The organism is Micromonospora sp. NBC_00860 (assembly GCF_045207375.1).
Taxonomy (GTDB): Bacteria; Actinomycetota; Actinomycetes; order Mycobacteriales; family Micromonosporaceae; genus Micromonospora; species Micromonospora vinacea.
Window position 1 is genome coordinate 1 of sequence record NZ_CP108825.1, and the last position, 17,883, is coordinate 17,883.

Annotated in this window: 10 protein-coding genes and 3 rRNA genes; 8 read left to right on the top strand and 5 right to left on the bottom strand. The window is 67.2% G+C overall.

All coding sequences use genetic code 11. The features are described 5' to 3' along the window. The first annotated feature begins 577 nt into the window (after positions 1-577). From OH804_RS00005 to rrf, 3 genes are all read left to right on the top strand, one after another. A 16S ribosomal RNA gene (locus OH804_RS00005) occupies positions 578-2,092 on the top strand. A gap of 381 nt (positions 2,093-2,473) precedes the next feature. After that, positions 2,474-5,583 (top strand): 23S ribosomal RNA (locus tag OH804_RS00010). A gap of 85 nt (positions 5,584-5,668) precedes the next feature. After that, positions 5,669-5,785: ribosomal RNA gene (gene rrf, locus OH804_RS00015) — 5S ribosomal RNA — on the top strand. Together the 16S, 23S and 5S rRNA genes form the textbook arrangement of a ribosomal RNA operon. A gap of 176 nt (positions 5,786-5,961) precedes the next feature. Here the strand turns inward: rrf and OH804_RS00020 are convergent. Beyond that, entirely contained in the window at positions 5,962-6,648 is a 687-nt protein-coding gene (locus OH804_RS00020) for a hypothetical protein (RefSeq protein ID WP_196919329.1), read from the bottom strand. A gap of 69 nt (positions 6,649-6,717) precedes the next feature. Here OH804_RS00020 and OH804_RS00025 point away from each other — a divergent pair, with 69 nt between their 5' ends. The 3 genes from OH804_RS00025 to OH804_RS00035 are packed head-to-tail and all read left to right on the top strand — an operon-like array spanning position 6,718 to position 11,098. After that, the gene (locus OH804_RS00025) at positions 6,718-9,336 is read left to right on the top strand and encodes a valine--tRNA ligase (RefSeq protein WP_406061899.1); all 2,619 of its coding nucleotides are present in this window, start codon (positions 6,718-6,720) and stop codon (positions 9,334-9,336) included. Continuing rightward, entirely contained in the window at positions 9,333-10,667 is a 1,335-nt protein-coding gene (locus OH804_RS00030; protein ID WP_406061901.1) for a bifunctional folylpolyglutamate synthase/dihydrofolate synthase, read from the top strand. Before OH804_RS00025 ends, OH804_RS00030 begins: the two co-directional genes overlap by 4 nt. Continuing rightward, a complete protein-coding gene (locus OH804_RS00035; RefSeq protein ID WP_196919326.1) occupies positions 10,664-11,098 on the top strand; it encodes a DUF4233 domain-containing protein in 435 nt (144 codons plus the stop codon). The genes OH804_RS00030 and OH804_RS00035 overlap by 4 nt, the downstream gene beginning before the upstream one ends. A 34-nt stretch (positions 11,099-11,132) precedes the next feature. Here OH804_RS00035 and OH804_RS00040 read toward each other — a convergent pair whose 3' ends face one another. After that, positions 11,133-12,626: a VOC family protein gene (locus OH804_RS00040; RefSeq protein WP_406061904.1), complete on the bottom strand. Its 1,494-nt coding sequence runs from the start codon at positions 12,624-12,626 to the stop codon at positions 11,133-11,135. 142 nt (positions 12,627-12,768) lie between these two features. Here OH804_RS00040 and ndk point away from each other — a divergent pair, with 142 nt between their 5' ends. Continuing rightward, positions 12,769-13,194, top strand: a complete 426-nt coding sequence (ndk, locus tag OH804_RS00045; protein ID WP_196919324.1) for a nucleoside-diphosphate kinase — start codon at positions 12,769-12,771, stop codon at positions 13,192-13,194. A gap of 33 nt (positions 13,195-13,227) precedes the next feature. Here the strand turns inward: ndk and sigJ are convergent, their stop codons facing one another. Together sigJ and OH804_RS00055 are read right to left on the bottom strand one after the other, a co-directional pair. Then, positions 13,228-14,106: an RNA polymerase sigma factor SigJ gene (sigJ, locus tag OH804_RS00050; RefSeq protein ID WP_406061906.1), complete on the bottom strand. Its 879-nt coding sequence runs from the start codon at positions 14,104-14,106 to the stop codon at positions 13,228-13,230. Beyond that, a complete protein-coding gene (locus OH804_RS00055; RefSeq protein WP_406061908.1) occupies positions 14,103-14,543 on the bottom strand; it encodes a carboxymuconolactone decarboxylase family protein in 441 nt (146 codons plus the stop codon). The genes sigJ and OH804_RS00055 overlap by 4 nt, the downstream gene beginning before the upstream one ends. A 220-nt stretch (positions 14,544-14,763) precedes the next feature. Between OH804_RS00055 and OH804_RS00060 the strand changes: the two genes are divergently transcribed. Then, positions 14,764-16,314, top strand: coding sequence for an alkaline phosphatase D family protein (locus OH804_RS00060; RefSeq protein ID WP_406061910.1), 1,551 nt, complete (start codon positions 14,764-14,766; stop codon positions 16,312-16,314). A gap of 99 nt (positions 16,315-16,413) precedes the next feature. On the opposite strand, the gene OH804_RS00065 is transcribed toward OH804_RS00060, so the two are convergent. Further along, entirely contained in the window at positions 16,414-17,610 is a 1,197-nt protein-coding gene (locus OH804_RS00065; RefSeq protein ID WP_406066372.1) for an acyltransferase family protein, read from the bottom strand. Positions 17,611-17,883 lie beyond the last annotated feature (273 nt).

The following is a 17,883-nucleotide window of genomic DNA, read 5'->3' on the forward strand; positions in this document are numbered from 1 at the left end:
CTTTCTCTCTGCACGGGGGAGGCCGGACAAACCGGCCGAGAACGGGCGCCAGGCTCGTGGCGGGAACGCCGAGCGAGACTGAGGATCGGGCGGTGCGGAACACTCCGGAAACGGGGTTGCGAACGCGGAGCCGACCGGGTAGAGTTCTGAAGCCGGCAGGAGCCGGGCGGAGAGCCGCGAAGCGGCGATCGGCCGGTCTGCGGCTTCCCACGACAGAAACGAACGTCGGAAACGATGTGCGTCATCGTGGACTCGAGCTAGCAACACTATCCGCATTATCGGGTGAAGCACGACGAACCGCGAAATATCGGTTTGACACGGCGGAAACGAGCGGGTAACGTAGTAAAAGTGCCTGGCGCTGAAAGCGCCGGACGCGGTACGGAAATTAGCCCCGGTTGGGGTTCCACTTGGGTGGGGCTTCTGGTCGGTGTGTGGTTGTTCTTTGAGAACTCAACAGGGTGCTTGTAAAGCCAGTGCCAATTATGATTTATACCCCGGACTGGTCAGTTTTTGCTGGCTGGTTGGGATTCCTTTGGCAACATTTGTTTGTTGCCGGGATAGCTGTTCAACTAATTTTTTGTTGGAGAGTTTGATCCTGGCTCAGGACGAACGCTGGCGGCGTGCTTAACACATGCAAGTCGAGCGGAAAGGCCCTTCGGGGTACTCGAGCGGCGAACGGGTGAGTAACACGTGAGCAACCTGCCCCAAGCTTTGGGATAACCCTCGGAAACGGGGGCTAATACCGAATAGGACTGCTGGCCGCATGGCTGGTGGTGGAAAGTTTTTCGGCTTGGGATGGGCTCGCGGCCTATCAGCTTGTTGGTGGGGTGATGGCCTACCAAGGCGACGACGGGTAGCCGGCCTGAGAGGGCGACCGGCCACACTGGGACTGAGACACGGCCCAGACTCCTACGGGAGGCAGCAGTGGGGAATATTGCACAATGGGCGGAAGCCTGATGCAGCGACGCCGCGTGAGGGATGACGGCCTTCGGGTTGTAAACCTCTTTCAGCAGGGACGAAGCGAGAGTGACGGTACCTGCAGAAGAAGCACCGGCCAACTACGTGCCAGCAGCCGCGGTAAGACGTAGGGTGCGAGCGTTGTCCGGATTTATTGGGCGTAAAGAGCTCGTAGGCGGCTTGTCGCGTCGACCGTGAAAACTTGGGGCTCAACCCCAAGCCTGCGGTCGATACGGGCAGGCTAGAGTTCGGTAGGGGAGACTGGAATTCCTGGTGTAGCGGTGAAATGCGCAGATATCAGGAGGAACACCGGTGGCGAAGGCGGGTCTCTGGGCCGATACTGACGCTGAGGAGCGAAAGCGTGGGGAGCGAACAGGATTAGATACCCTGGTAGTCCACGCTGTAAACGTTGGGCGCTAGGTGTGGGGGGCCTCTCCGGTTCCCTGTGCCGCAGCTAACGCATTAAGCGCCCCGCCTGGGGAGTACGGCCGCAAGGCTAAAACTCAAAGGAATTGACGGGGGCCCGCACAAGCGGCGGAGCATGCGGATTAATTCGATGCAACGCGAAGAACCTTACCTGGGTTTGACATGGCCGCAAAACTCGCAGAGATGTGAGGTCCTTCGGGGGCGGTCACAGGTGGTGCATGGCTGTCGTCAGCTCGTGTCGTGAGATGTTGGGTTAAGTCCCGCAACGAGCGCAACCCTCGTTCGATGTTGCCAGCGCGTTATGGCGGGGACTCATCGAAGACTGCCGGGGTCAACTCGGAGGAAGGTGGGGATGACGTCAAGTCATCATGCCCCTTATGTCCAGGGCTTCACGCATGCTACAATGGCCGGTACAATGGGCTGCGATACCGCGAGGTGGAGCGAATCCCAAAAAGCCGGTCTCAGTTCGGATCGGGGTCTGCAACTCGACCCCGTGAAGTCGGAGTCGCTAGTAATCGCAGATCAGCAACGCTGCGGTGAATACGTTCCCGGGCCTTGTACACACCGCCCGTCACGTCACGAAAGTCGGCAACACCCGAAGCCGGTGGCCCAACCCTTGTGGAGGGAGCCGTCGAAGGTGGGGCTGGCGATTGGGACGAAGTCGTAACAAGGTAGCCGTACCGGAAGGTGCGGCTGGATCACCTCCTTTCTAAGGAGCACCTTCACCTGAAAGGGTGCAAGGAGCCCGCGGCCTACGAATGTTGGGTCGGGGTGCTCAGATGGCGGAGACACTGGCAAGTTTTGCCCTGGCAACGGCCGGCGGCGCCTAGTACAGCCACCCTTGGGTGGTGGGAACGGTTGCTTCTGGTGCGGCTGGGGGGAGATGTAGGCACCCTGTTGGGTCCTGAAGGAACAACCCGTGTGGTTGTTGTTTCAGAGACGTGGCTGGCCTCCTGTGTGGGGGCTGGCAGTCTGCCAGGCATGGCCTGGCCTCACATACCGCTGACTGTTGTCGGGTTTGGTGTGGGGCGGATCGGGTTGTGGGTTGGTCGTTTGTTGAGAATTGCACAGTGGACGCGAGCATCTTTGTGGTCAAGTTGTCAAGGGCGAACGGTGAATGCCTTGGCACCAGGAGCCGATGAAGGACGTGGGAGGCCGCGATAGGCCTGGGGGAGCTGTCAACCAAGCTGTGATCCCAGGGTGTCCGAATGGGGAAACCTGGCACCAGTCATGTGGTGTCACCCACACCTGAACACATAGGGTGTGTGGAGGGAACGCGGGGAAGTGAAACATCTCAGTACCCGTAGGAAGAGAAAACAATTTAGTGATTCCGTGAGTAGTGGCGAGCGAAAGCGGATCGAGGCTAAACCGGCTGCGTGTGATACCTGTCAGGGGTTGCGTGGTCGGGGTTGTGGGACCCCGCTGAGTGTACTGACATGCACTCGAGGAGTTACAAAGTCAGTGGCTAGTCGAACAGTCTGGAATGGCTGACCGTAGACGGTGAGAGTCCGGTAGGTGAAAGTTGCTGACCTTCTGTGGGTGTTCCCGAGTAGCGGCGGACCCCTGAAATCTGCCGTGAATCTGCCAGGACCACCTGGTAAGCCTAAATACTTCCTGGTGACCGATAGCGGACAAGTACCGTGAGGGAATGGTGAAAAGTACCCCGGGAGGGGAGTGAAATAGTACCTGAAACCGTTCGCCTACAATCCGTCGGAGCCTTGCGGGGTGACGGCGTGCCTTTTGAAGAATGAGCCTGCGAGTTAGTGGCATGTGGCGAGGTTAACCCGTGTGGGGGAGCCGTAGCGAAAGCGAGTCTGAATAGGGCGATTCAGTCGCGTGTCCTAGACCCGAAGCGGAGTGATCTAGCCATGGGCAGGCTGAAGCGCGGGTAAGACCGCGTGGAGGGCCGAACCCACCAATGTTGAAAAATTGGGGGATGACCTGTGGTTAGGGGTGAAAGGCCAATCAAACTCCGTGATAGCTGGTTCTCCCCGAAATGCATTTAGGTGCAGCGTCGCGTGTTTCTTGCCGGAGGTAGAGCACTGGATGGTCTAGGGGGCCCACAAGCTTACCGAAATCAGCCAAACTCCGAATGCCGGTAAGTGAGAGCGCGGCAGTGAGACTGCGGGGGATAAGCTTCGTAGTCGAGAGGGAAACAGCCCAGATCACCAGCTAAGGCCCCTAAGCGTGTGCTAAGTGGAAAAGGATGTGGGGTCGCATAGACAACCAGGAGGTTGGCTTAGAAGCAGCCACCCTTTAAAGAGTGCGTAATAGCTCACTGGTCAAGTGGTTCCGCGCCGACAATGTAGCGGGGCTCAAGCACACCGCCGAAGCTGTGGCATTCACATTTTATCCTCGCTTGGACTTGATTCCTTGTGCAGGTGTGTGGATGGGTAGGGGAGCGTCGTGCCGCGAGTGAAGCAGCGGGGTGACCCAGTTGTGGACGCGGCACGAGTGAGAATGCAGGCATGAGTAGCGAAAGAAGGGTGAGAAACCCTTCCGCCGGATGACCAAGGGTTCCAGGGCCAGGCTAATCCGCCCTGGGTGAGTCGGGACCTAAGGCGAGGCCGAGAGGCGTAGTCGATGGACAACGGGTTGATATTCCCGTACCCGCGAAAGAGCGTCCCTGATGAACCTCGTTGTGCTAACCATCCGAACTTGGTGAGGTCTTCGGACTGAGTTGAGGGAGCGTGGGAACCTGATGGGTAGTAGTCAAGCGATGGGGTGACGCAGGAAGGTAGCTGAGCCCGGCCGGTGGTTGTGCCGGGGTAAGCGTGTAGGCCGTGTTGTAGGCAAATCCGCAACACACTAGGGCTGAGACGTGATGCCGAGCCGATTCAGGTGAAGTCAGTGATCCTATGCTGCCGAGAAAAGCCTCTAGCGAGTTCTTAGCGGCCCGTACCCCAAACCGACACAGGTGGTCAGGTAGAGAATACCGAGGCGATCGGGCGAACTGTGGTTAAGGAACTCGGCAAATTGCCCCCGTAACTTAGGGAGAAGGGGGGCCGGAGACGTGAAGCCCCGCGCGGGTGGAGCGTTGTATGGCCGCAGAGAGCAGGGGGAAGCGACTGTTTACTAAAAACACAGGTCCATGCGAAGAAGTAATTCGATGTATATGGACTGACGCCTGCCCGGTGCTGGAACGTTAAGGGGACCTGTTAGCTCTTCGGGGCGAAGCGGAGAACTTAAGCGCCAGTAAACGGCGGTGGTAACTATAACCATCCTAAGGTAGCGAAATTCCTTGTCGGGTAAGTTCCGACCTGCACGAATGGCGTAACGACTTCCCCACTGTCTCAACCACAGGCCCGGCGAAATTGCAGTACGAGTAAAGATGCTCGTTACGCGCGGCAGGACGGAAAGACCCCGGGACCTTTACTATAGCTTGACATTGGTACTCGAATTAGCTTGTGTAGGATAGGTGGGAGCCGGTGAAGTCCATACGCCAGTATGGGTGGAGGCAATCTTGAAATACCACTCTGGTTGATTTGGGTATCTAACTTCGGACCGTTATCCGGTTCAGGGACAGTGTCTGGTGGGTAGTTTAACTGGGGCGGTTGCCTCCTAAAAGGTAACGGAGGCGCCCAAAGGTTCCCTCAGCCTGGTTGGCAATCAGGTGTTGAGTGCAAGTACACAAGGGAGCTTGACTGTGAGACTGACAGGTCGAGCAGGGACGAAAGTCGGGACTAGTGATCCGGCACTTGCGAGTGGAAGCGGTGTCGCTCAACGGATAAAAGGTACCCCGGGGATAACAGGCTGATCTTCCCCAAGAGTCCATATCGACGGGATGGTTTGGCACCTCGATGTCGGCTCGTCGCATCCTGGGGCTGTAGCAGGTCCCAAGGGTTGGGCTGTTCGCCCATTAAAGCGGTACGCGAGCTGGGTTTAGAACGTCGTGAGACAGTTCGGTCCCTATCCGCCGTGCGCGTAGGATACTTGAGAAGGGCTGTCCCTAGTACGAGAGGACCGGGACGGACGAACCTCTGGTGTGCCAGTTGTCCTGCCAAGGGCACGGCTGGTTAGCTACGTTCGGAAGGGATAACCGCTGAAAGCATCTAAGCGGGAAGCCTGCTTCAAGATGAGGTATCCCACCCACCTTGGTGGGGTAAGGCCCCCAGCTAGACGACTGGGTTGATAGGCCGGAAATGTAAGCCCGGTAACGGGTTCAGTTGACCGGTACTAATAGGCCGAGGACTTGACTACTAAGCTGCTACGCGTCCACTGTGCAACTCTGAACAAGCGAACACCCGTGTTTGTGTGCCGGGGTTGTTTGATATGTTCATAGAGTTACGGCGGTCATGGCGGAGGGGAAACGCCCGGTTACATTCCGAACCCGGAAGCTAAGCCCTCCAGCGCCGATGGTACTGCACTCGTGAGGGTGTGGGAGAGTAGGACGCCGCCGGACAATCTTTCAGAAAAGGCCACCCCAATGGGGGTGGCCTTTTCTGCGTGCCCGATACGGTTGTCCTGATAGCGGGGTCTCACGGCCGCAGTGATGCCCCTACAACCAGAATGTTGCGCGATCATGTGGTCGGCGGGCCCGCGGCCTGCGGAGCGGCGCGTGGTGGTCCGCAGTGCGGGTCAGCCTCGGGTCTGCATGCCGTCGCGGAGGTTGCGCAGCAGGCCGCCGGCGTCGTCGACCGATCGGCCCGGGAACATCGCCATGACCACGCTGCCGTGGTCGGCCCAGCCGCACACCGCGAAGTCTCCGCCCTCGCCGCTGGTGCTGCCGCACTTCAACACCCCGCCGAGGCTGCCCGCGGGGAGCTCGCGCAGACCGTTCACCGCACCGGTCTCGTCCGACATCAGCCGGAAGAGGCTGTCCAGGTCCCGCTCCGGCTGCCAGAGCAGTGTGGTGCCCCCGAAGATGAGCACTGAGCGCTTCTCGTCGGCCGGGTCGCGGTAGACAGTGCCGAAGCTACGGTCCAGCTCGATGTTGGCGGCCAGGCCGCTGCGCAGATAGTCGGCAGTGCTCTTCGCTCGCTCACTGTCGTCGCGGGTCAGACCCGCCACCTGATCGGGTGACGTCAGCTGGGTGTCCTTCTGTTGCGCCACCCGCAACCCACCGACACCGAGCACTGCGGCGCCGGCGAGGCCGACCACCAGTGCGACCGTCCAACCGATCTTGCGTCGGCGGGACCAGCCGCCGGACCGCTCGTCGGGGTCGCCTCCGGGGTCCCGGGTGCTCAGCTGGATCGGCTCTTCGGTCAGCTCGACCGGCTCGCGGCCGCCGTCGCGCGACCGCTCGGTGAGATGTGCGTCGGACATAGCCGACACCGTACGCGAACGGCAGGTGGCGCACGTCAGGTCTGCGGAAGCCCTCCGTAGACTTGTCCGGTGACCGAGAGACTGGATGCCCGACGCCCCGACGCCCCGACCCTTGCCGGCCAGTACCAGCCCGGTGAGGTTGAGCAGCGACGGTACGAGCAGTGGGTAGCCGCCGGGCACTTCCGGGCCTCCGCCGACAGCGACAAGCCTCCCTTCACCATCGTCATCCCGCCGCCGAACGTCACCGGCTCGCTGCACATGGGCCACGCGTTCGAGCACACGCTGATGGACGCGTTGACCCGGCGTAAGCGGATGCAGGGCTTCGAGGCGCTGTGGCTGCCGGGCATGGACCACGCCGGCATCGCCACCCAGAACCTGGTCGAGCGTCAGCTCGCCGCCGAGGGGCTGTCCCGGCACGACCTCGGCCGGGAGAAGTTCGTCGAGCGGGTCTGGCAGTGGAAGGCCGAGTCCGGTGGCGCCATCCTCGGCCAGATGCGCCGCCTCGGCGACTCCGTCGACTGGGACCGCGAGCGCTTCACCATGGACGAGGGGCTGACCCGCGCCGTCCAGACGATCTTCAAGAAGCTCTTCGACGACGGGCTGATCTACCGGGCCAACCGGATCATCAACTGGTGTCCGCGCTGCCTCACGGCGCTCTCCGACATCGAGGTCGAGCACACCGACGACGACGGCGAGCTGATCTCGATCCGCTACAGCGACGAGGTCGTGGTGGCCACCACCCGGGCCGAGACGATGCTCGGCGACACCGCCGTGGCGGTGCACCCCGACGACGAGCGCTACCAGCACCTGATCGGCACCGAGGTCGAGCTGCCGCTGACCGGCCGCCGGATCCCGATCGTCGCCGACGCGCACGTCGACCCGTCCTTCGGCACCGGCATGGTCAAGGTGACGCCCGCGCACGACCCGAACGACTTCGAGATCGGCCAGCGCCACGGCCTGCCCGCGCTGACCGTGATGGACGAGCGCGGTGTGATCACCGTGCCCGGCCCGTTCGAGGGGTTGGACCGGTTCGAGGCGCGGCCCGCGATCGTGGCCGCGCTCCGGGAGCAGGGCCGGATCGTCGCCGAGAAGCGCCCGTACATGCACGCGGTCGGGCACTGCTCGCGCTGCAAGACCACCGTCGAGCCGCGGCTGTCGCTGCAGTGGTTCGTCAACACCGCCCCGCTGGCCCAGGCCGCGGGCGACGCGGTGCGCGACGGCCGGGTCCGTATCGAGCCGGCCGAGCTGGCCAAGCGCTACTTCGCCTGGGTCGACAACATGCACGACTGGTGCATCTCCCGCCAGCTGTGGTGGGGGCACCGCATCCCGGTCTGGTACGGCCCGGCGGGTGAGATCGTCTGCGTCGGCCCCGACGAGGCGCCGCCGACCGGCGAGGGCTGGCACCAGGACGAAGACGTCCTGGACACCTGGTTCTCCAGCGGCCTGTGGCCGTTCTCCACACTGGGCTGGCCCGAGCAGACCCCGGACCTGGCGAAGTTCTACCCGACCAGCGTGCTGGTCACCGGGTACGACATCCTGTTCTTCTGGGTCGCCCGGATGATGATGTTCGGCCTCTACGCGATGGACGGCCGGCCGCCCTTCGACGTGGTCGCCCTGCACGGCATGGTGCGCGACCAGTTCGGCAAGAAGATGTCGAAGTCGTTCGGCAACGTGGTCGACCCACTGGACTGGATCGACAGGTACGGCGCCGACGCCACCCGGTTCACCCTGGCGCGGGGCGCGAACCCCGGCCAGGATGTCCCGGTCAGCGAGGAGTGGTGCCAGGGCTCCCGCAACTTCTGCAACAAGCTCTGGAACGCCACCCGGTTCGCCCTGATGAACGGCGCACACACCACGGGCGACCTGCCCCCCACCGAGCAGCTCTCCACCGTCGACCGGTGGATCCTGTCCCGGTTGGCGCACGTCACCGCCGAGGTCGACGAGCAGTTCGAGTCGTACGAGTTCGCCAAGGTGTGCGACCTGCTGTACCACTTCGCCTGGGACGACGTCTGCGACTGGTACGTCGAGCTGAGCAAGCCGGTGCTCGCCGAGGGCGGTGAGCGCGCGGAGGCCAGCCGTCGGGTGCTCGGGCACGTGCTCGACCAGTTGCTGCGGCTGCTGCACCCGGTCATCCCGTTCGTCACCGAAGAGTTGTGGCTCGCGCTGACCGGCGGCGAGACGGTGCAGGCCGCCGCCTGGCCGGTGGCCGACCGGTCGCTGATCGACGACGCCGCCGAGGCCGAGCTGGTCGGCGTGCAGCGGGTGGTCACCGAGATCCGCCGGTTCCGTTCCGACCAGGGGCTGCGCCCGACGCAGCGGGTGGCCGCCCGGCTGGACGGCCTGTCCGGCGCGGGTATCGCCGCCCACGAGCCGCTGATCCGTTCGCTGGTCCGGCTGGACCCGGCCGGTGACGACTTCCAGGCCAGCGCCACGCTGGCCATGCCCGGCGCGGTCGGTGTCGCGTTGGACACCCGGGGGTCGATCGACGTGGCCGCCGAGCGGGCCCGGCTGACGAAGGACCGCGCGGCGGCCGAGAAGGAGGTCGCGCAGGCCCGGGCGAAGCTCGACAACCCTGCCTTCATCGGCAAGGCCCCCGAGCCGGTGGTCGCGAAGATCCGCGACCGGCTCGCCACCGCCGAGGCCGACCTGGTCCGGATCGACGCTGCTCTGGAGACACTGCCCTCGTGACCGACCGTACCGATTTCGCCGCCGTCGAAGCCGAGCTGAACGCCCGCGGTTTCACCCGCATGGTCTTCGAGCTGGACCGGATCGAGTCGCTGCTCGACCTGCTCGGCAGCCCACAGCGGGCGTACCCCGCGATCCACCTGACCGGCACCAACGGCAAGACCTCCACCGCGCGGATGATCGACTCGCTACTGCGGGCGCACGGGCTGCACACCGGCCGGTACACCAGCCCGCACCTGGAGACCGTCCGGGAGCGGATCAGCCTGGACGGGGAGCCGGTCAGCGAGGAGCGGTTCACTTCGGTGTACCGGGAGATCAAACCGTTGGCCGAGCTGGTCGACGCACGGTCGGACGAGCCGCTGACGTACTTCGACATGACCACCGCGCTGGCGTTCGCCACGTTCGCCGACGCGCCTGTCGACATCGCGGTGGTCGAGGTCGGCCTCGGCGGCGCCGAGGACGCCACGAACGTCATCCAGGCCGGAGTCTGTGTGATCACCCCGATCGGCCTGGACCACACCGAGTGGCTCGGCGACACGCTCCAGGACATCGCGCTGGCCAAGGCCGGCATCATCCATCCGGGCGCCACCGTGATCGCGGCGGCGCAGGAGGAGGAGGCCGCGGGCCCGCTCCTCGACCGCTGCGCCGAGGTCGGGGCCACCATCGCCCGGGAGGGCGCCGAGTTCGGAGTGGTGAGCCGGGCGGTCGCGGTCGGCGGTCAGGTGCTCAGCCTCCAGGGGCTGGGCGGCGTGTACGACGACGTGTTCATCCCGCTGCACGGCGCCCACCAGGCGCAAAACGCTGCGGTGGCGCTCGCCGCCGTGGAGGCGTTCCTGGGTGCGGGGGCTCGGCGGCAGCTGGACCTGGAGGCGGTCCGGGAGGGCTTCGCCTCGACCAGCTCCCCGGGCCGGCTGGAGCGGGTCCGCAACGCCCCGACGATCCTGCTGGACGGGGCGCACAACCCGCACGGCATGAAGGCCACAGTCACCGCGCTCCAGGAGGAGTTCGCGTTCAGCAAGCTGGTGGCCGTGATCGGCGTACTGGCCGACAAGGACGCGGAAGCGCTGCTGGAGCTGTTGGAGCCGGTGGTCGACCAGGTGGTGGTCACCCGCAACAGCTCGCCCCGGGCGATGCCGACGGAGGAGCTCGCCGCGCTGGCCGCCGAGATCTTCGGCGAGGAGCGGGTGGCCTCGGCCGAGGAGATGCCGGACGCGATCGAGCTGGCGGTGGCGATGGCCGAGGAGGACGTCCCCGGTGAGCTGAGCGGGGTCGGGGTGCTGGTCACGGGTTCCGTGGTGACGGTCGCCGACGCGCGCCGGCTGCTGAAGCGATGACCAGCCCGGAGCGGGAGCCGCACCCCACCGAGGACCCGACGCGCCCGCCGGCCGAGGAGCCGGTGGGGGAGGAGCCCACGGCCGGGCAGCCGCGGCGCTCCGGGTTGCGCAACCCGGAGCGGGCGGTACGCGGTCTCGGCGCCGGCACGCTCAGCCTGGAGGCGCTGGTGCTCCTGCTGGCGATCCAGCCGATCCGGGTGGTCGGCGGTGACCTCGGTGGGGCCGCGATCGGTGCGGTCGTGGCACTGGCGGTGGCCGCCGTGGTGCTCGCCGGCATGATGCGCCGCCCCTGGGCGTGGAACGCCGGCACCGTGCTCCAGGGCCTGCTGTTGCTGGGTGGTCTGCTGCACTGGTCGCTGCTCGGGCTGGGCATCATCTTCGCCCTGGTCTGGGCGTACGCGTTGCATGTTCGCCGGGTCATCCTCGGCTGACGCCGGACCCGACCGAGGCGGGAGCGGACCCGGGTCAGGCCTCGGCGCGTTCGCGCCACTGGGTGAGCGCGACGCCGTGGCCGTCCGGGTCGCGGAAGGCCGCCGCCCACCCCTCCAGCTTGGTGCCCCGGTTGACCACCCGGGGCGCGTACGTGAAGCGGACGCCCGACTCGCGCAGCCGTTCGTACGCCGCCTCGATGTCGTTGACCTCGAGGTTGACGTGTACGAGCCGGCGGCTGATGGGTGCTGCCCCGGTCACCTCGCGGAGGACGATCCGGGTCGTCCCGGAGGCGAGGACGGCGTTGTGGGCACCCTGGTCGACCTCGTTGAAGCCGAGCATGTCGCGGTAGAAGGTGAGCGACCGGGGCAGGTCGGTGACCAGCAGGGTGAGCCCGACTCCGCTGATCGGCGCGGTCGGGTCCGCGGCCGAAGCGGCTTCGAACCCGAAGATCGCCTGGTCCAGTTCCTCGTCGGTCACTGTCGCGCGTGCGGCCCCGGCCGGGGACGGATCGTCCAGCGGAAGGTCGAGTGGGTCCAGCGGGTCGGCCGCGCCGGGACCGGACCGCTGCGCGGGCGGTGGGTCGGAGCGCTGCGCGTTGGGCGGGTCGACGGGGTCCTCGACGGGTGGGACGGTCGTGCCGTGCTGTGCCGGAGCGTCGAACCGGTCGGCGGCGGGCTCGTCGAAGCGCTCCTCGGCGGGCGGGCGCGGCGCCGGTGTGGCCCGTCGGGGCAACCCACCGGGCTGCTGCTCGACGAGAACGCCCTCCAACACCACCGGGCCACCCGGGCTCTGGTGCATCACCACCGGCTCGCGTTCCTCGGGCACGACGACCGGGTCATCGCGCCGAAGGTCATCGCGCCGGAGGTCATCGCGCCGAAGGTCGTCACGTAGGAGGTCGTCGCGGGAAGCGTCGCTGCGCAGGGGGTCACCGAGCGGGTCCCGGAACGGGTCACCGACCGGGTCCCGGAAGTCGTCGCGGAAGTCGTCGTCGGGTGCGCGGTCGGCCCACGGCGGCGCGTCCTGCTGGATCAGCAGCTCGTCCATGGCCTCCGCCTCGGCGAACTCCGGCGGGAGATCGGCGACGGCAGCGGCGGTCTCGGCGTGGGTCGGCACCTCGTCCCAGAGGACCTTGACGTGCCGCTGGTCGTCCAACGCGACCCGGATCGGCAGGGTCTGGCCCAGCGACGGCCACTTGGAGACCGGCACCCTCGGCTCGATGATTTTCTTGGATCGCGGCGGCAGACCAGGGGCATCGATCACCAGTTGCAGTTCACAGCGGCCGAACGCGTACTGGGTGGGTGGTTCGGAGGCGCTGTGCACGTGCCCGACACCGACGACCCACGTGCGACCGCCGCCGCGTACGGTCGCCAGCGCGATCGCCAGCACCAGCAGGGCGACCCCGAGAGCCACGATGGCCCAACTGGTCATGCCCAGCCCGAACAGGACGACGAACGTGGCCACGGTGCCCAGCACCGTGCCGATCAGCTTGCGTACCGGCGCGATGGGTCGGTTCCCGCCATTCGCCACAGTGGACCTCCCGGGGGTCAGGGCCAGGCTAGGCCGGATCGGCCACCGGGGGAAAGACCGGCCGCCGCGCCGGCGCCGGGACCGGGTCGCTAGGCTGACCGTACCGATCCCAAGCGTTCCGCGCGTACAGGAGGAACCCAGCGTGTCCAGCAACAGCCCGGATGAGCGCAGCCTCGTTCTGATCAAGCCCGACGCGGTCCGCCGCGGCCTGGTCGGCGAGGTCCTCTCCCGCTTCGAGCGCAAGGGGCTGCGGATCGACGCGATGGTGCACCGGACGATGGACGCCGCGCTCGCCGACGAGCACTACGCCGAGCACGTCGACAAGGCGTTCTACCCGCCGCTGAAGGACTTCATGACCGGCGGCCCGCTGGTCGCCCTGGTGCTCTCCGGCGACCAGGTCATCGACGTGGTCCGCGGGCTGGTCGGCGCCACCGACGGGCGCAGGGCCGCCGCCGGCACCATCCGGGGTGACCTGTCGCTGTCCAACCGGGAGAACCTGGTGCACGCCTCCGACTCGACGGACAGCGCCAAGCGCGAGATCGCGCTCTGGTTCCCCGAGCTGGGCTGACGCCCACCGGCCCGGGGTCGACGACGCCCGGGTTCAGCCGACCACCGGCACCTTCGCCGGGTTTCCGACCACGTAGATCCCGGTGATCCGCCCGTCGGCCGCCGCGATGGTCAGCGTGTATCGACTGCCGTCCGCGCGGGTGATCAGCATCGCGGGCTCCCCGTTGAGCTCGATCGGATCCATTGTCACCCGGTGACGCGGGCCGTAGACCCCGGCGTAGAACCGGGCGATCCGGTCCGCGCCGGTGACCGGGTTCAGGGCGGCCCGCGCCCGACCGCCACCGTCGTTCCACGCTGTGGCGTCGGCGGCCACCAGCTCGGTGAGCCTCGCCAGGTCGCCGTCGCGGGCGGCGGCGAGGAACGCGTCCAGCAGTCGCTCCCGCTCCGGGCGGCTGGCGGTGAACCGGCGCTGCTCCTGCCGTACCCGCGCGGTGGCACGGTGGTACAACTGCCGACAGTCGGTGACGGACCGGTCCAGGATCTCGGCGATCTCCGCGTACGGCAGGTCGAAGGCCGTGTGCAGGACGTACACCGCCCGCTCCGGCGGGGTGAGTCGCTCCAGGACGTGCAGCAACGCTGTGGAGAGCGTGTCGCGTAGCTCCACCCGGTCCAACGGCCCGAACGGCGAGGGCGCGGTCGGCACCGGCTCGGGCAACCACGTCCCGACGTACGTCTCGCGGGCCGCCTGCCGAGCGCGCAGCCGGTCCAGGGCCAACCGGGTGACCACCCGGGACAGGTACCGGCGCGGCTCGTCGACCCGGGCCCGGTCCACACCCAGCCAGCGCAGGTACGCCTCCTGGAGCACGTCCTCCGCGTCGTGCCGGCTGCCGAGCAGGCGGTACGCGAGCCCAAGCAGCATGGGCCGGTGCGCCTCGAGCGCACCGGCCGCCTCCGCTGCCGCCTCGGTGGTCACGCCTGGGCCGGAGGCTCCAGCCGCATCGTCACCCCGATCCGGTTCCACACGTTGATTGTGGCAATCGCGATGACGAGGTCGGCCAGTTCCTTCTCCGACCAGACCTTCGCGGCGGCATCCCACACCTCGTCCGGCACCCCGTGCTCGCCGAGCCGGGTGACCGCGTCGGTGAGGGCCAGCGCGGCCCGCTCCCGCTCGTCGAAGAAGGGCGCCTCCCGCCAGGTGGCGACCGCGAACAGCCGCTGGCTCGACTCGCCGCCGGCGAGCGCGTCCCGGCTGTGCATGTCCACGCAGTACGCGCACCCGTTGATCATCGACGCCCGCAGCTTCACCAGCTCCAGCACTGTGTGGTCGACGTTCGCCTGGACGTACTTCTCCAGCCCCAGGACCGCCTTGTACGCCTGCGGTACGACCTCGGGCGGGTTCATCCGTTGCATGACTACCTCCTGATCGGTCCGACGCCGATACGACGGTTGGGCCGGGGTGGGTCGTGACAACCGGGGGTGTGACCCCGCTCATGCCGCCCGGCGGCCGGGGTGGGCGGCCAGCCGACCGACGCCCCGACGACAGGCGTTCGCGTTCGCGTCACCCGGGCCGCCGCTCACTGTCACCTCCGCCCGATAGACCCACGGGGTCAACCCATGATCGGGAGGAAGCATGACCGAGCTTGATCGACGTACCCTGCTGCGGACCGGCCTGGTGGTCGGCGCCGGCGCCGCCGGTGGCGCCCTGTTGGGCGGTGCCGGCGCGAACGCCGCCCCGGCCTGGCGCCCGGCGGAGCGCCCGGTGCTCACCCACGGTGTGCAGAGCGGCGACGTGACCGCGGACTCGGCACTGGTCTGGACGCGGGCCGACCGGCCGGGTCGGATGCTTGTCGAGGTGAGCCGTCGGCCGGACTTCCGGGGGGCGCGCAAGCTGCGCGGCCCGGTGCTCACCCCGAACGGCGACTTCACCGGGAAGGTCCGGCTGCGAGGGCTGCCGGACGCCGAGCGGCTGCACTACCGGGTGCGGGTGGAGAGCCTGGACCGGCACGGGGTGGTCAGCGAGCCGCTGACCGGGACGCTGACCACCGCGCCGGGGCGGCACCGGCGACGCGACGTGAAGTTCGTCTGGACCGGCGACGTGGTCGGGCAGGGCTGGGGCATCGACCCGAACTTCGGTGGCATGTCGATCTTCCGGGCCATGCGGCAGACCCGGCCGGACTTCTTCCTGTGCAGCGGCGACACCGTGTACGCCGACGGCCCGCTGGTCGAGTCGGTGACGCTGCCCGACGGGCGGATCTGGCGCAACCTGGTCACCCCGGAGAAGAGCAAGGTCGCCGAGACGCTCACCGAGTACCGCGGGCAGTTCGCGTACAACCTGCTCGACGAGCACCTGCGGGAGTTCGCCGCGGCGGTGCCGCAGATCAACCAGTGGGACGACCACGAGGTCCTGAACAACTGGTACCCGGGCGAGATCCTCGACGACCCGCGCTACACCGAGCGGCGGGTGGACGTGCTGGCCGCCCGGGCCCGGCAGGCGTTCAACGAGTGGCTACCGGTGCCGGTCGACGGGCCGATGTACCGGCGGCTGTCGTACGGGCCGTCGCTGGACGTGTTCGTGCTGGACATGCGCACCCACAAGGACCCGAACGACGGCAACACGTACGCCGACCCGAAGCGTGGCCTGCTCGGCCGGCAGCAGCGGGAGTGGCTGATCCGGGAGCTGAAGCGCTCCACGGCGACCTGGAAGGTGATCGCCAACGACCTGCCGATCGGTGTGGTGGTGCCGGACGGCCCGGGCGCGCAGGAGGGGGTCGCGCAGGGCGACCCGGGTGCGCCGGCGGGCCGGGAGCTGGAGTTCGCCGAGGTGCTGCGGGCCACCCACCGGGCCGGGGTGACCGGCATGGTCTTCCTGACCGCCGACGTGCACTACTCCGCCGCACACCACTACGACCCGTCCCGCGCGGCGGTCGGCGACTTCACCCCGTTCTGGGAGTTCGTCTCCGGCCCGGCGCACGCCGGCGCGTTCGGCCCGAACGCGTTGGACGGCACGTTCGGGCCGCAGGCGGCCTTCGTGCACGCGCCGCCGGTGGCCAACACAGGCCCGGCGGGAGGTTTCCAGCACTTCGGTGAGGTCACCATCGACGGCGAGTCGGAGGCCCTGACGGTCCACCTGCGCGACCGCGACGGCGCCTCGCTCTGGAACACCACCCTCCCGGCCCCCTGACCGCAGCTCGTTGATCATGAGGTTGGCGGGTGGCTCGGCGACCGACCGTCCCGTCAACCTCATGATCAACGGCGGTCGCCGGTCAACGGCGGTCGCCGGTCAGCGGCGGTCGCCGCCGAGGGTGAGGACCGGGGCGGGCGGCACGGTCCGATCGGACAGGTCGGAGGCGGGGCGGTTGGTGAGGGCGGCGGGGGTCGCGGGGGTGGGGGTCGCGGGGGTGGGGAGCGGCGGCTCGGCGGACGGCACCGGGGGGACAACCTTTCCTCGTCCGGAGAGCCGACGTCCCACAGCGATCATCGGCTGCTCCACCCAGCGGTACAGCAGGTCGGCGGCGAGCAGGCCGACAACTGTGGTGGCGACGAACAACCGGGTGCTGTGCCCGGCGTACGACGGCACCAGCGCGATCACCGCCGTCATGGCGAGGTACTGCACCAGGTAGAGCGAGTACGAGCGTTCGCCCACCAACACCAGCGGTCGCCAGGAGAGCAGTTTCGTCGGCAGGCCAGGGGTCAGCGTGGCGGGGAGCAGAAGCGCCACCGCCACCGCGTACACGCCGACCATCAACTCCGAGTGGCCGTCCTCGGCCGGCGGCCAGTAGTACAGCGACAGGTGCAACGCCACGAACCCGACCAGCACGGCGACGGACGCCACGGGATGGGTCAACGGCCGGAGCAGCGCGTACCCCCGGGGGTGGTGCATGACGATCGCCAGCAGGCAGCCCACCAGGATCGACACGTAGTGGATCGGCCAGTAGGGCCAGTCCTTCTCGAACGGGACCAGCGCGACGAGCGCGGCGATGGCCAGCACCGTCACGGCCACCCGGCGCCAGAACGCGGCGGTGACGAACGCGAAGGCGAGCAGCGGCCACACCAGGTAGAACTTCCACTCGATAGCGATCGTCCAGGAGTGCAGGAACGCCTTGTTCGGCGCGAACTCGTTGACCATGAGCAGGTAGTACGGCATCGATTCGCGGAGCCTGCCGGTGGCGCCGTTGAGGTGCGCGAGCGCGTACGTCGCGGCGAGCACCACCAGATAGACCGGCAGGATCCGGAAGAGGCGCCGGATGTAGAAGGACCGCAACGACACCCGTCCCCGCGACTCCTCCTCGCGCAGCATCAGCGTGGTGATCAGGAAGCCGGAGAGCACGAAGAACAGTTGGACGCCGAGCGAGCCGGACAGCCACGTCCATTGCGGCCCCCCGAAGTGGAAGGCGACGACGATCACCGCGGCGATCGCCCGGAGCCCGTCAAGGGCAGGAAACCGGCGCATCGCACGGTATTCGGCGTAACTGATCATGGCCACCGGTGAATTCTGGGGAGCGGCACACGCTGCGTCAAGGCGGCTCCCCCGGCCGCCGCTCCGGTTCGGCGTCACTCGTCGGCGTGGCGGTGGGCGCGTCGAGTATCGTTGAGCACCGTAAGGCGATGACCCGGCCATCACCGGTGAGCCTCCGGAAGAACAGCCGGGCAACCGGCCCAGTAGAACCGGACGGGTGCGGCCCGTCACAGCCGGTAACGAGCGGGCGGTCGATCCTGACCGCCAAGCGGGGTGGTACCGCGGACCACGGGA